We start from the raw sequence: 12,144 nt of genomic DNA on the forward strand, positions 1-12,144 counted from the left end.
GACTTCGATGTCGAAGCCGCTCAGCGTGGGATTTTGTACATCGACGAAGTGGACAAGATCGGCAGCACGAACGGCAATGTCTCGATCACTCGTGACGTTTCGGGCGAAGGCGTTCAGCAAAGCTTGTTGAAAATGCTGGAAGGCACCGTTGCCAACGTTCCACCGCAAGGCGGACGCAAGCATCCCGAGCAACAGTACATCCAGCTGGACACGAGCAACATCCTGTTCATCTGCGGCGGAACGTTCGTCGGAATTGAAGAGATCATTCGCCGTCGTCTCGGCCATCGCACGCTCGGATTTGGCGAAGGTGCCAACGTCCGCAACGAGCAAACTCCGGGCGAATTGGTCGCTCAAGTCCAAACCGAGGACATCCTGAAGTTCGGTTTGATTCCTGAGCTCGTTGGTCGGATGCCGGTCATCAGTTACCTGCAGCCGCTTGACTTGGAAGGTCTGATTCAAGTTCTGACCGAACCAAAGAACTCGCTGGTCAAGCAGTACCAAGCGTTGTTCGCGATGGAAAATTGCGAACTTGAGTTCACCGAAGAAGCCTTGCATGCGATCGCGAAGAAAGCGGTCGACAAGGGCGTCGGGGCTCGTGGTTTGCGAGGCATCATGGAAGACGTGATGCTGGACATCATGTATGACCTGCCGGAACAAGAAGCCGGCAAGGTTTACACGATTGACGAAGCGATCGTGACCGGCAAGCAAGACTTGTTCAAAATGCCAACGACCAAGAGTGCCTAGGCACCTTTGAATCATCTGATGATACGAATCCATTCGTTGAAGTCTGACTCGCATCGCCAAGCCCGCCTGTTTCAGGTTGGCTTGGCGTTTGCCGTTTGGTGTGCCCTGATTGCCGGGACGTTGGTCCTGGCCTCGATCACTGGTTCAAATTCCGCGTCTGCGCAACCGCCAATTGCCAAAGCGGCGTGGGGCGTGGATTCGGGTGTTGTTCGGTTGCCGGCCGGCTTGGTCGCTCAATCGATGCCACGCGATCGATTCAATCAGTTGTTGTTTCTGGGCACGCCCAAGCTGACCCATGGTGATGTCGATGACGTGATCGAAGTGGTTCGCCAAAACAGCAGCTTGTTTGGATTGGCGATCATGGCCACGGTTGTTCAGCAGGACGGCAAGTACCAGCTTCGCGAAGTCGGGCTGGGGCATTCCTACAAGATTGGCAAGCGTCCGACGATCGTCACGTCAGAGGAAGCGGAGTCGCTCGGTGCTGATCTGGGGATGATCGCCACTCGCGTGTTGGCCAAGAACGAAGCGATGATGGATCCGCCGATTGTGGTGATCCAGACCACGTCGTTGATCGTTTTCGATGTCACTGCGGTGATGGCGATCAATGGTCAACATGTCGATCGCCGGATGCGGCATTTGATATGGACGCACCCGACGACTGGGCGAACGGCGACGGCGGTTTGGTTGTTGAACGAAGAAATCACTCCTCCGGGTGCAAAACAGTGGGCGATCGAGTCCGCAATGCCGATTCATCTGATTCCGGCTGATACCGTCGAGGATCGGGCCATTCATGTCGATGGCGACGAAATCTCCTGGACGATACCCAGTGACCGGGCTTTTGCACTGCAGCGATTGCCTGGCAAGACGCAGGTTTCCTGGACTCCCGCTTTGCGAGAGCATTTGGGAAATCGAACGTTTGACAATGCGTCGCTGGGTGGAATGCTGGAAGCGATCAACGATGCGATTGCCAGTGCGACTGGATCGGAGACGCAAAACAGGTAGTTTTGGCCTTGCAGGCAGGCCGGAAATCGGCATACTGCCGTGCTTCGAAAAATTGCTCCGCCAGGAATCCCGCGCCCCGTGTTCGGAATCGCACTTCTCAAAGTGCCGTTTTTGATTCAACGATGATGGCTGCGAACACGATTTCAAAGCGGTTTTCCCCTTCCATATCCACTTTCATTGCCCAGGTCGGTCCCCGTTATGACGGACGTCATTCAAGTCACCAAACGTGAATCCACCGGCACGGCCGCCACTCGCCGTTTGCGTCGCGACGGTCATGTTCCTGCCGTCCTGTACGGTCACGGCGAAGCCAACGAACACTTGGCTGTTCCTTCGGCACAAGTCAAAGGCCTGCTTCGTCACCACAGCAAGACTGTCCAATTGTCCGGCGATGTCGATGAGACCGCCCTGGTCAGCGACATGCAGTGGGATCCATTGGGTATCGAAGTCCTGCACATGGACCTGATTCGGGTCAATCTGAAGGAAAAGGTCGAATTGGGCGTGCCAATCGTGCACCACGGCGAAGCTGTTGGTGTTCGCGAAGGCGGGATGTTGCTGGAAAACGTTCACGAAGTCGAAATTCGTTGCTCAGCCGGATCGATTCCTGACCACTTGGTTCTGGAAGTCTCCGAGTTGGGTGTTGGCGAGCACAAAACTGCCGGTGATCTGACGCTTCCTGAAGGCGTGGAACTGATCACTGATAGCGACGTTGTTGTCGCGCACATCGAAGCTCAACGCGACGAAGAAATCGCCGAAGCTGGTGACTCCTTGGCGGAACCTGAGGTGATCAGCAAAGGCTCCGGCGAAGCAGAAGAGTGAAGTTAGTCGTCGGCTTGGGTAACCCTGGTCGCAAATACGACCAAACCCGCCACAACATTGGATTCATGGTCGCCGACGCCCTCGTGCGTCGGTATGTCGGTTCTCCCCCGACGACCAAATTTGAGGGAGAGATCAGCGAGTGTCGCATCGAAAACGAAAAGGTTTTGGTGCTTTGCCCGCACACATACATGAACGCCAGTGGGCAAAGTGTCCGCAAGGCAATGGATTTTTACAAACTTTCCCCGGAAGACATCCTCGTCATTTGTGATGACTTGAACCTCGAAACCGGTCGCGTTCGATTGCGACGATCTGGTTCCGCTGGTGGTCAAAAAGGCCTGGTCGACATCATTCGTCACCTCGGCAGCGAACAATGGGCGAGACTAAAGATCGGAATCGGACGTCCGCCAGCGAAATGGCAGGTGTCTGATTATGTTTTGGGCAAGTTTGACAAAACCGAACTAGAAGAAATGGAACATGCCATCGTGCATTCCTGTGACGCCACCGCTTGCTGGGTGGCCAACGGAGTGACGGAAGCCATGAACCGTTACAATGCCGCCAGCGGCACTTAGTCAATTTTTTTCCCGTACCCGCACCTCCCGCGATCTTTCCCGTGGCAAAAGTCAACACTTACGAAACGCTGTTCATCCTCGATAGCAATCACTACGCACGCGATCCCGGTGGCGTCGCCAAGCAGCTCGAAGAGCTGATCGCCGAGAACGGTGGTGAAGTGCAAGTCAGTCGGATGTGGATGGAGCAAAAGCTTGCTTATCCAATCGACAAGCACCAGAAGGGCACCTACTACCTGATCTATTTCAGCATGGAAGGCCCGAACTTGACTCAATTGGCTCGCGCTTTCGCATTGGCTGAGCCCGTCATTCGTGAACTGACCATCAAGTTGGATCCACGCTTGGTCGAGCCAATCCTCGCCAACGCTCGTGGTGAACACTTCACCGGACCAGCTGGTGCGGAAGGTTCCGACGATGAGTCGACCGAAAGCACTGGCGAAGCGGTTGCTGAAACCGCCGATGCTTAATCGCGATTGACTCGAATTCCGGGAGGACACAACCATGGCAAGTTTTAACCGCGTGATGTTGATGGGTAATTTGACCCGCGACATCGAACTGCGTTACTTGCCCAGCGGAATGGCCGTCGCGGAGTTTTCGATCGCAGTCAACGAAAAACGCAAGGCGTCCGATGGACAGTGGGTTGAAGATGTTTCGTTCTTCGAGATCACGCTGTTTGGACGCACCGCAGAAGTTGCCAGTGAATACCTTTCCAAAGGTTCACCGATCTTCGTCGAAGGCCGTCTGAAACAGGACACGTGGGAAAAAGACGGTCAGAAGCGCTCCAAGGTCAAAGTGATCGGCGAACGCATGCAAATGATCGGCGGCCGAGGTGATTCCGGTGGCGGTGGTGGAGGCGGAAGACCCGCTGCTTCGCGACCGAATTCCGGTGGGGCTCCTGCCGAATCGCAACGTTCCAATTACGTCAATTCCAATACTCCTTCCTCGCATGATTCACAACCGACCGGAGACGGCCCTGGTTACGACGAACCGGACATCCCGTTCTAGCATCCAACCCGCCAAGTGACGTTTTCGATCACCTCCGATCATCCCGAATCAGAACCCTTTATCCTTCGACCCTGAACCATGTCAAAATCAGCGACTAGCCACTTCAAGCGGCTTCCAAAAGGCCAGAATGGCGGTATCGAACTGCTGTTGATCCACAACGTTGAACACCTCGGACGCCAAGGCGACTTGGTCGAAGTCAAACCCGGTTACGCGTTGAACTACTTGTTGCCACAAGGTTTGGCAACGATCGCAACCGACCACCACAAACGGATGGTCGAGAAGCACCGCGAAAAATTGCGTGCGATCGAATTGGAAAAGCTGAAAAGCTACCGCGAACAAGCCGACGAATTGGCCAAGCAGTCGATCACGATCGAAGCCAACGCCAACGACGAAGGTCACTTGTACGGCAGCGTTGGACCTCACGAGATCGTCGACGCTCTCAAGGCCAGTGGCATCACCTTGGCTCAGGACCAAATCCGTTTGGAAGGTCCTTTGAAAGAGTTGGGTCTGTACACGGTGAAGATTCACCTGCACAGCGAAGTCGATGCCAGCCTGAAGGTTTGGGTCGTGCCAACGGTTGCGGCAGAAGGCGGCGAACCAGGCGCCAGCTGATTTGGACTGCGACATTTTTGGCGTTGCAATCAGCGACGCAAAACGGCAGAAGAGATAGACGCAACCGTGCACCGATGTTCGACTCTGATGTCGAACGGTTGCACGGAATGCAATGAGACACGATCAGGCCCTGAGTCTGGTTGCCACGGGGCTGTGGCGGAACTGGCAGACGCGCTAGATTTAGGATCTAGTTCCTTCGGGAGTGCAGGTTCGATTCCTGTCAGCCCTATTTCCATCTGAACGAGTGAAACCTCATGGATGAGGCCACACGGTATCGATCTCGCATGGTGTATTGCGTGCGATCGTTTGTTTTGGGTGGTTTCTTGTTGTGGTTCACCGATGGAACCGCAATCAGCCAAACGCCGGTGACGCAAGTGTTGCCTTCGCATCCTCCGGCATTGCAGTACCCTCCCAATCAATGGCTGGCTGGTAATCAGCCTGAAATCGAGCTTGAGAACTTTCGTCGTGGCGTGTTCCAAGGCGGCGAATTGTTGGGCGGGTTCCTCACGGATGGCAGTGATGCCTCCGTCGGTCCAGGAACCACGGGTGGGCTTGATGAAACGTTCTGGGAAGTCCGGCTGAGCACTGGTATTCCTCTGGGAAGCCTCGACAACTTGCTCGGAGTGCGTCCATTCTTTCGGGCGGATCATTTCAGCGGTTTGTCAGGCATCGATGCCCCTGAGACGCTCTACAGCACCGGTGTCACGTTGTTCCATCGCAAGAAGTGGAATGAGCGAGTCTCAACCATTGTCATTGCAACACCATCGGTGCGGAGTGACTTCACTACGAGCGACAATGCGTTTCGTTTATTTGGCTTGGGGCTGGTCAATTGGCAGTGCCGCGACGATCTCAGTCTGTCTTTGGGCGCCGTCTACTTCGATCGCAGCGACCTGGGCGTGTTGCCGGCGTTTGGTTTGAGCTGGACTCCCACGCCGGAATGGAAGATCGATTTGATGATGCCTCGTCCGCAAATCAATCGACGATTGTGGGTCGATCCGGGCCAGGCGGAGGGCTGGGTATTTGTCGGCGGTTCAATCGGTGGCAACACGTGGGCGGTGACCCGTGAAGGCGGCGTCAGAGACGGTCAAAGCGATGAATTGACCGTGAATGGCCTTCGGGTCTTCGGCGGCTACGAAACGCTCGTGACGGGCAATCGTGGCTGGGGAGTGGAGGTCGGTTACGTCTTCAACCGGTCGATTGAGTATGAGCGGCAAGCGATCGAATTTGATTTGCACGATGCCGTGTTCGTCGAAGCCAGCTGGAAATTTTGAGCGTTGGTGAATTCCGAGAATTCCTGATCGGCTCGGTCTACAATCTGTGCGAAGGCGAGGTCCAGTGGATCTCCTTTTTCCGATGATTCCAGTGGCCGTCGCATCATGTTCTCTTCAAAAAGTCTGTCGTCCTTCGCTTCGTGCTTGGTTCTGTTTTCGCTATCAGCGGGGATCCATCGGCAGGCGTCGGCACAAGATGGATTTCCTGGCGATCGTTTGAAAGAGTTGGCTCCACCCAACTTCGCCATTGGCGGAGTGATGGGCGGGTACGACACCGAGTCGCTCAACACCCCGGTCCTTGATCTGGCTCGATCGGAGTTCAATGCGGTGACGGCAAAGGCGTTCATGCCGTTTGGTCCTTGGGCCGACCCCAACCAGCCGATCGACACGTCGGGGCTCACACAGAACGTTGCTTGGGCCGTTCAGAATGGCATGCAGGTGCACGCTCACGTGCTGGTCTATCCGACTGAGAATGTTCGACTGCCTTGGTTTCAGAACTTGCCGAACGAAGACGTCGAGCAGGTGCTTCAGCAGTACACATCGACGATGGCGGGCAGTGTGTCCGGCGGTGTTTGGGTGTGGGACGTTGTCAACGAAGTCATTGGCGACAACGGCGATGTGATGGATTCCGATGGACTTCGGATGGGGCTTGGTACAGGTGAAAACTATGTGCCCTACAAAGAGTACGCGGCGATGGGGCCAGACTACATCGCGAAAGCGTTTCAGTGGGCTCACGAAGCCGATCCAAACGCGTTGCTGATTCTCAACGAGTACTCCGCCGAAACGGTGAACGACAAATCGGATCGTTTGCTGGCGTTGTGCAAGCGACTGCGAGACCAAGGTGTTCCCATCGACGGAGTTGGTTTCCAAAACCACTGGCTCGACCTTCGCTACGAACCCAACTACGACAGCATTCGCGAAAACTTTCAACGGTTTGCCAACGAGGGTTTTCAAGTCTTCATCACCGAGTGTGACGTGGCGGCGGTTCAAACGCAGGATCCAGCGGGCAGTCCGCCGTCGCAGGAACAGCTTCAGCGACAAGCTCGCGTCTTTTCAAACCTGTTGCAGATCGCATTGGAACAACCTGCGTGCAAGTCATTCTTGATGTGGGACTACACCGATGAGACCTCGTGGTTGCAGGACACGGACTTCACGTTGACCTTGGCTGACCGGCGACCAGGATTTTCAGATACGGTAGTGCCGCCGGGAACGTCAATGTTCGCAACACCGATTTCAGGAGGGGATGGTGTGGTTCCGATTGCGCCGAAGTTGGCATACCTGCAGATGCAGGCGGTGCTGCTGAATCGACCTTTCGACACCTATCGAGTGACGAGTGGTTGGGATTGGCAAACGTCCTACTTGGCCCGCTTTGGGCAACCCAATTTGGATGGTCAGTTCGTTCCGGGGTCAGGGGTTTATGTGGAACGCTTGGACGATCAGTCCGAGACGTGGTCCAGCTTGAAGTGGGAACTGGAGCGGATTGATGCGAGTGCTTATCGCATTCGCAACCTGTGGGGCGATGGGGCGGACTATCTGACTCGGCAGCCTGCCTCCAATGAAGATCCCGATCAAATTCTGCCTGGCGGTACCGTCGAAATGCAGACGCTCAATGAAGCTTGGACGAGCCAGCAATGGTTTTTCATTCCGGCCGGCAACGGTGGCTTTCGATTGGTCAACGGATGGGCACCCGAAGACGGCGTTCTGACCCGCGAGGCTCAGGGCCAGAACACCGCCGGCGACAATGTGCCTGGCCCTGAGGTTCGATTGCATCCACCGGCGGATTGGTCCAGCCAGGTCTGGTACTTCCACCGCATCGGCCAATGAGTTGCAAGGAACCATTCTGCCGAGTCAAACCGGCAGAATGAAAGCAACGAGTGGGAGAAGATCTTGACTGTACGCATCAAAACAAATGTGACTCCAGGGTCAACGAGGTTCGCCTAATCACCTACTCTGGAAAACTCCCGAAAAAAAGAATGAAAAACTGGCGTCCCAGGTCTTCGTTCGTTACGTTGGACCCACCGACAGGCTGGTAAGAAGCACCCACGGGAAGGTCAAGGGAGAAGATGATACGTTCCGGATTGACGTCAACGCAAAGCGACCACCATTTGATCTTCGTATCACTTGCGTACTTCATTTCAATGTGCTGTCCCTTTCCCGGGATCGAAGCAGCGGAAAATTCTTCCACTGAGATCTCAAAAAATATTTTATTCTCGAACGTAGATGTGTCAACTTTACTAAGTACTGGCTAGGTAAAGACCACACCAACAGACACGATACTCGCGAACGAGACATGCAGCGTAGAGATACCATTTGTAAACTCGCCCGAGACTACCGTAATTGTAGATTCTATAAAAACTAGCTGCGGTTGCTTTTCGAGAAGTATTGGAACACTGAAGCTGCATTCAAATGAAACAACCCTTGTGTCATTTGAATTGCACGGACGAAAACCAGGTAACTTTGGCGTCGACATCGTGCTGACGCTCGCCAATGGATCAAAGAAGAAGGTGATTCTCAGGGGAGTGGCTAAGCCCAGATTTCGTCTGCATCCCGAAGTAATTGAGGTTCACGAACGCGAAACAGAAGACTACGAATGCTATTTGGAAAACAATTCTGGACAGATGTTTGATGAAACGGTTCGACTTGCTTTTGAGAAAACTCAGTCAGGTGGAATTTCGATAACAGAACGAAGCGCGAATCGTCTAACATTCATGCTCAACAAGAAATTGGTTGCCGAGGCAACCGAGAACGACGGCGGACTGTTGCAGGGAATATTGTATTCGGGAGAGATAGAACACAAATTGTCGATAAAAGTCCTGGACGCCAAACGGGCTGTGAGACTACCAAGAATTGTTACAGCTGAAGGTGAAGGCTTGCGTGAGTTTAGTATCTATCTCCGTAGTAGCAGTGCAAAAATAACTGAAGACGACGCTCGAAACACGACGATTCAAAAACTCGCTCCGATTTCATCGAGTGTTCAGGGAGGCACTCTCGAGCTAGTTTCCTATCGGGCAGTTAGCCCGCTTTTAACGAAACTTACCTACAAACTTGAGGCAAGTTTCAAAAACCTCCTAGCCTCCAGGTCGGTCTTAAGCTTGTCGTTAAACGACAAGATAGATGGAAAGCTCATCCTGTTGATCCCTCAGTCAAATGATCAGTGAAAGTTTGTTACGATGTTAAAACCTAGAAGCGTCGCCGTCTTATTTGTGGTGTTCTTCCAATCAGTGGTGACCGGCCAAGATTGCTTTTATTACAACGGGGACAAGCTGTGCCCGTCTCCGCCTCAAAGAGATCCTTGCGGCGACGTTGCGTGTGACGGTGTTTGTCCAAAGGGTGCGAATGGCTCCAATCGTATCTATGTACAATGGCCATTCCCTGAAGAAGACGAAGAAACCATGGTTCCTTGGCTCGGCGAGGAACTCATCGAGAATGATGGAGAGGACGGTTACGGACGTATTGAACGGGGTGATTTCACGTGTTTCACGGTCTATAGCTGTACGTGCAAGCAGTTGTTTTTGGTCGGAACAATGGGTGCGGTAGTCAAGCAATGTGTCCCAGGGACCTGGTTATTCGACGGGGAGGTGGTCATCGAAGAACTCGACTATGAGTGGCCGTGCGAAAACATTGATCTGGAGCAGGACGATACTGGCGGCGATGGGACCATGGATGAAGACGAAGCCGGTAGTGCTGGTGATGGAGGCTATGAATGATTCACGTAGTCAAATGCTGGCAGCACACAATGAGAATTTCTTTCGTCAGTCTTTTTGTTGTTTTGTGGCCACGAGTAACGATAGCTGATGGTCCGTCTTCAGTGGCAATTCCAAACGAAGATGCTGTGGTCAATGCGCTCGTCAGTTATCTTGAACATGGAAGTGAGATTCAAAAGGACTTTGCAGCTTGGGTATCTGTTGAACAAACGACAACAGGGGACGATTTTGAATTACCGCTTGTCTTGAAAGTGCAATACATCTTTGCTGCGAACGAAGTGGACTCGTGGCAGTATTGGTCTCAGGGACAGAAGTCTAGTCGTGGCCCCGAAAACAATCCGTTTTGGGCGCAGTACTTGCGAAATCCGGATCATATAACAACGCTACGTGTTGGGGTCGGTCCCATTGTACGGAAAGGTGAAATTAAGGAAAAAGCAAAACAGAACTTACACTTTCGCAATCCGTTTCACAGAGCATTGTCCGATGTCACCGCGATCCAGATGAACAGAACATCTGAGCAGTATTTAACCAGGTTGTTCTTGGAAGTTGCGAAACTAGGGGAAGCAAGTTACGAAAAAAAAACCGGGGATCTGTTGGCTCGCTTTGAACTTGGTGGCAATGGATTTGACGTTTGGATCGATGTTCGATTTAGCAGTGATAAAGGAATGATGCCGAGCGAGGTGGTTTTTAATTCAATGGAAGATGGGAAGGTGATGATTTCAAACTACACCCGTACCAAATGGCAGCAAAAGGCAAAGCATTGGTTGCCGACCTCTTTCGAATCTTTCACGCAGGACTGCGCAGGCACGGTCAAACAGGATTTAATCGTTGATGTTGAATGGAAGGTTGGCGACGAGGCCCCAAATCAGCTTCCAGCTTACGAGGACGACGATTGGCGTCGGTATTTTTGTGAGCTGTTTGAGCGTGACTGCTACGATCACAAGGCAAGAATGGCCGAGTTGTCAGCCATGAGGGGATTGTTCAAGAAATCGAAACAGACAGAACCCAGCGACCCGGAATGAGGTGGCGTCAATATGGCGTCTGGTATCAGTTGACCGAAGTTCGCACATCTCACCGGCTTAGACGGAGGTGAAGAGTCTTTCGCTTTGTTGTGGTTGCCTTCGTCGACTGAGTATGAAGCGATTTCCTGACGGTAAGTCACCCGCGACTGCTTAGCCTTTGGAATCGCGAGCGGCTTCGAGTTGCTTGATCCATGGCGCGATATAGAAGCCGTTGTCGCGGTAGGTCCGTCCGCTGACGAGGTTGCCATCGATCACGCAGGGTTCATCGACGAAGATCCCGCCGCAAACTTCTAAGTCAAACTGGCACTTCGCAACGGTCGCCATTCGGCGTCCGCGAACTCGATCGGCGTAGGCGGGGATCTCGACTCCGTGGCAAACGCTGGCGATGGGTTTGTTGGTGTCAAAGAAGTGTTGGGTGATCCGCACCAAGTCCTCGTCGTAGCGGATGTACTCGGGTGCTCTGCCGCCGGAGAAGAAGATGCCGGCGTAGTCTTCTTCCTTCACATCCGCGAAGGGAACATCGCAATCCAGCGTGTAGCCTTCCCATTCCTTGGTGATCGTCCATCCCGGTTTGATTTCGTGCAAGACGAGCTGGTAGAGCCGTTTTTCGGGTGCAATGACGACCGGTTCGAAGCCAGCTTCTTGCAGCCGGTAGTACGGATACATCGTGTCCAGCAACTCGGTGGCATCACCGACAACAATCAACACTTTTTCCATGACGGATTCCCGTGGTACAGTCGCGAAAATCGTCGCGTGGCAATCAGTTCGCCTCGCACACGCCGATTTCTAAGACCATCACTTTACCTTGTCGCGGAATGGTCGCGTATCAGGCAACGAGTTTTCACCAGAATGGTAGCTGCCGAATGAGGTGATGCTGCGCCACGGCTGTCGCGCTCGATCAGCGAGGGCGAACGAGCTTTTCCAAGTAGTCATCCGCTTCACGAGAGACCCATTCATCTGGATCGACTTCCTGCGTCGTGGATGATGAGGCCTTGGGCTTTGTCCAACGGAGTCCGCTGTTTTTCCATGCCAGTAGGTAGCGACCAAAGACTGTGGTCAGCAGACCGGGCATGGTCGCTACCAATGATGCCAGCAACGGAACCAGCGTCATCTGAAACAACAAGCCTGAGCTACCAGCGATCGCGTCGTTGTCGCTCAGCTGCAATCCAATGGCAGAAAGCAACTCGATGAACGTCGAGATGATTCCCGCAGCAACCGGCAACCAAGTCAAAGGTTGAAATGCAGCGAGCACTTGTGGGTTCTTGAAACGTACCACCAGTATCAATGCCACGATGAACAACGCGGCCGACAGAATGCTGAGGACCAACGTGAGCGGCAATCCGATCAATTGGATGAGAAACTGAACGTTCAAAACAGCTCGCTCCAGACGAGAATGAAGGAA

General features: G+C 53.4%; 15 protein-coding genes and 1 tRNA gene. 13 read left to right on the plus strand and 3 right to left on the minus strand.

Going from position 1 to position 12,144, the window contains the following annotated elements; genetic code table 11:
• The 10 genes from B2R17_RS27495 to B2R17_RS27540 form a co-directional block, all read left to right on the plus strand.
• A partial coding sequence (locus tag B2R17_RS27495) for an AAA family ATPase (protein ID WP_286766515.1) occupies positions 1 to 744 on the plus strand: 744 nt, incomplete at its 5' end.
• A gap of 18 nt (positions 745 to 762) precedes the next feature.
• On the plus strand, positions 763 to 1,746 hold the full coding sequence (locus B2R17_RS27500) for a pyruvate kinase (RefSeq protein WP_286766516.1): 984 nt from the start codon (positions 763 to 765) through the stop codon (positions 1,744 to 1,746).
• Between the two features lie 198 nt (positions 1,747 to 1,944).
• Entirely contained in the window at positions 1,945 to 2,562 is a 618-nt protein-coding gene (locus B2R17_RS27505; RefSeq protein WP_286766517.1) for a 50S ribosomal protein L25, read from the plus strand.
• The gene (gene pth, locus B2R17_RS27510; RefSeq protein ID WP_008669448.1) at positions 2,559 to 3,131 is read left to right on the plus strand and encodes an aminoacyl-tRNA hydrolase; all 573 of its coding nucleotides are present in this window, start codon (positions 2,559 to 2,561) and stop codon (positions 3,129 to 3,131) included. Before B2R17_RS27505 ends, pth begins: the two co-directional genes overlap by 4 nt.
• Before the next feature lie 41 nt (positions 3,132 to 3,172).
• Positions 3,173 to 3,595 (plus strand): 30S ribosomal protein S6, encoded by a 423-nt coding sequence (gene rpsF / locus B2R17_RS27515; RefSeq protein WP_008654678.1) that lies wholly within the window; start codon positions 3,173 to 3,175, stop codon positions 3,593 to 3,595.
• Between the two features lie 34 nt (positions 3,596 to 3,629).
• Positions 3,630 to 4,133 carry a single-stranded DNA-binding protein gene (locus B2R17_RS27520; protein WP_008654676.1) on the plus strand — a complete coding sequence of 168 codons (504 nt, stop codon included), beginning with the start codon at positions 3,630 to 3,632 and terminating at the stop codon, positions 4,131 to 4,133.
• A 78-nt stretch (positions 4,134 to 4,211) separates the two neighbouring features.
• On the plus strand, positions 4,212 to 4,745 hold the full coding sequence (gene rplI / locus B2R17_RS27525; protein WP_007324822.1) for a 50S ribosomal protein L9: 534 nt from the start codon (positions 4,212 to 4,214) through the stop codon (positions 4,743 to 4,745).
• Between the two features lie 147 nt (positions 4,746 to 4,892).
• Positions 4,893 to 4,974 (plus strand) — tRNA-Leu (locus B2R17_RS27530).
• A gap of 25 nt (positions 4,975 to 4,999) precedes the next feature.
• On the plus strand, positions 5,000 to 6,016 hold the full coding sequence (locus B2R17_RS27535) for a DUF6268 family outer membrane beta-barrel protein (RefSeq protein ID WP_286766518.1): 1,017 nt from the start codon (positions 5,000 to 5,002) through the stop codon (positions 6,014 to 6,016).
• 105 nt (positions 6,017 to 6,121) lie between these two features.
• Positions 6,122 to 7,840 (plus strand): endo-1,4-beta-xylanase, encoded by a 1,719-nt coding sequence (locus B2R17_RS27540; RefSeq protein ID WP_286766519.1) that lies wholly within the window; start codon positions 6,122 to 6,124, stop codon positions 7,838 to 7,840.
• Between the two features lie 121 nt (positions 7,841 to 7,961).
• On the opposite strand, the gene B2R17_RS27545 is transcribed toward B2R17_RS27540, so the two are convergent.
• Complete coding sequence (locus B2R17_RS27545) at positions 7,962 to 8,201, minus strand: hypothetical protein (protein ID WP_286766520.1); 240 nt, start codon at positions 8,199 to 8,201, stop codon at positions 7,962 to 7,964.
• A gap of 88 nt (positions 8,202 to 8,289) precedes the next feature.
• Between B2R17_RS27545 and B2R17_RS27550 the strand changes: the two genes are divergently transcribed.
• From B2R17_RS27550 to B2R17_RS27560, 3 genes are read left to right on the plus strand one after another with little or no spacing between them, the layout of a single operon-like run.
• Complete coding sequence (locus tag B2R17_RS27550) at positions 8,290 to 9,174, plus strand: DUF1573 domain-containing protein (RefSeq protein WP_286766563.1); 885 nt, start codon at positions 8,290 to 8,292, stop codon at positions 9,172 to 9,174.
• A 12-nt stretch (positions 9,175 to 9,186) separates the two neighbouring features.
• The gene (locus B2R17_RS27555) at positions 9,187 to 9,723 is read left to right on the plus strand and encodes a hypothetical protein (RefSeq protein WP_286766521.1); all 537 of its coding nucleotides are present in this window, start codon (positions 9,187 to 9,189) and stop codon (positions 9,721 to 9,723) included.
• The gene (locus tag B2R17_RS27560) at positions 9,720 to 10,742 is read left to right on the plus strand and encodes a hypothetical protein (protein ID WP_011122525.1); all 1,023 of its coding nucleotides are present in this window, start codon (positions 9,720 to 9,722) and stop codon (positions 10,740 to 10,742) included. The genes B2R17_RS27555 and B2R17_RS27560 overlap by 4 nt, the downstream gene beginning before the upstream one ends.
• A gap of 150 nt (positions 10,743 to 10,892) precedes the next feature.
• Here B2R17_RS27560 and B2R17_RS27565 read toward each other — a convergent pair whose 3' ends face one another.
• The gene (locus B2R17_RS27565; protein ID WP_286766522.1) at positions 10,893 to 11,459 is read right to left on the minus strand and encodes a DJ-1/PfpI family protein; all 567 of its coding nucleotides are present in this window, start codon (positions 11,457 to 11,459) and stop codon (positions 10,893 to 10,895) included.
• 181 nt (positions 11,460 to 11,640) lie between these two features.
• The gene (locus tag B2R17_RS27570; RefSeq protein WP_286766523.1) at positions 11,641 to 12,114 is read right to left on the minus strand and encodes a hypothetical protein; all 474 of its coding nucleotides are present in this window, start codon (positions 12,112 to 12,114) and stop codon (positions 11,641 to 11,643) included.
• Positions 12,115 to 12,144: the final 30 nt, after the last annotated feature.

This window comes from Rhodopirellula sp. UBA1907 (assembly GCF_002337565.1).
GTDB lineage: Bacteria > Planctomycetota > Planctomycetia > Pirellulales > Pirellulaceae > Rhodopirellula > Rhodopirellula europaea.